Origin of the sequence: Mycobacterium neglectum (assembly GCF_002591975.1) — a bacterium.
GTDB lineage: Bacteria > Actinomycetota > Actinomycetes > Mycobacteriales > Mycobacteriaceae > Mycobacterium > Mycobacterium neglectum.
The window spans coordinates 1-1,248 of the sequence record NZ_NVQE01000112.1 but is presented as its reverse complement, the minus strand read 5'-3'; the positions used below and the strand labels follow the sequence as shown (position 1 = coordinate 1,248).

The 1,248-nt window shown below is 61.8% G+C and carries 1 protein-coding gene; it reads right to left on the bottom strand.

Annotated elements, in window-relative coordinates:
- Positions 1–7: 7 nt before the first annotated feature.
- Positions 8–1,204 (bottom strand): IS30 family transposase, encoded by a 1,197-nt coding sequence (locus tag CSQ99_RS30600; RefSeq protein ID WP_099042699.1) that lies wholly within the window; start codon positions 1,202–1,204, stop codon positions 8–10.
- Between the last annotated feature and the right edge of the window lie 44 nt (positions 1,205–1,248).

Genomic DNA, 1,248 nt, shown 5'->3' with positions numbered 1-1,248 from the left:
GGCGGATTCAAGGTTTGATCGCAACAGTGGTTGTTTTCGGATCCGAGAGTATCCGGTCAAGGACTTGGGCGGGGCTGTCGAAGTCGTAGCGTTTCCGGGGCCGGTTGTTGAGTTCGGCGGCGACTTCGTCGAGGTATTTAGCCGAATGCTTTGAAAGGTCGGTTCCCTTCGGAAAATACTGCCGCAGAAGACCATTGGTATTCTCGTTGCTGCCGCGTTGCCATGGCGAGTGCGGGTCGCAGAAAAAGATCTCGATCCCGGCGTCGATACTGATCCGCTGGTGGGCAGCCATTTCGTGGCCCTGATCCCAGGTAAGCGTTCTTCGTAGCGCGTCGGGGAAGTCTTTGATCTTGGCGATCATCGCCTCGGCGACGACCTCGGCAGTGCGGTGGGTGGGCAGGTGCAGCAGCTGGACAAAACCGGTGGAGCGTTCGACGAGCGTGCCAATTTGAGAGGCCTGATCCTTTCCGATGATCAGGTCGCCCTCCCAATGCCCAGGTACCGCGCGGTCCTCGGCCTCGGCAGGGCGCTCGGAGATGTTGACCATCCCCGGGATGCGGCCTCGCGCAGCCCCGCTGCGCCGACGCGGTTTGCGCACTGCTCGCCCAGTTCGTAAGCAGCGATGCAGCTCTCGGCGCAGCTCTCCACGGCCTTGGACGTAAATCGCCTTATAGATGGTCTCGTGCGACACCTGCATCTCCGGGCGCTCAGGATAGGTCTTGGCCAGCACACCGGCTATCTGCTCGGGACTGTACCTCTGACTCAGCAGCGTATCGACGCGCGTGCGCAGCTCCAGGTTGCCCGACAACTTGCCGGCCTTAGGCCGGCGCGCTCGCTCCTCGCTGCGCTGCTGAGCCCGATGGGCTCGGTAGGGCCCACACACATCGCGGCCCACCCGGTTGGCACTGACCTCACGCGAAATCGTCGACGGAGCGCGGCTAAGCCGATGAGCAATCGAGCGGATCGACTCATCTTTGGCAAGACCAATACTGATCTCCTCGCGCTCGTCGTGCGACAAGCGCTGCCATTTAGTCCCGCCGGACTCCTTGAACTGGGGTTTCACCCCGCCAGCGTGACCAAACCAACGCCCGCCCGTAGTCCCCGACACGCCAAGCCGCTCACCTGCCACCCATGGCGGCACCCCTTCGGCCACCAAATCCCAGTACCGACGCAGCACTGACTTCAACACCAAAGGACGAGCCATCAACACTCCTACGCGAAGTGTTGCAATCACCCATTGAAATCAGG

Coding starts and splice junctions, on each gene's coding strand:
- CSQ99_RS30600 (WP_099042699.1), bottom strand. CDS start 1,204: ATGGCTCGTCCTTTGGTGTTGAAGTCAGTGCTGCGTCGGTACTGGGAT.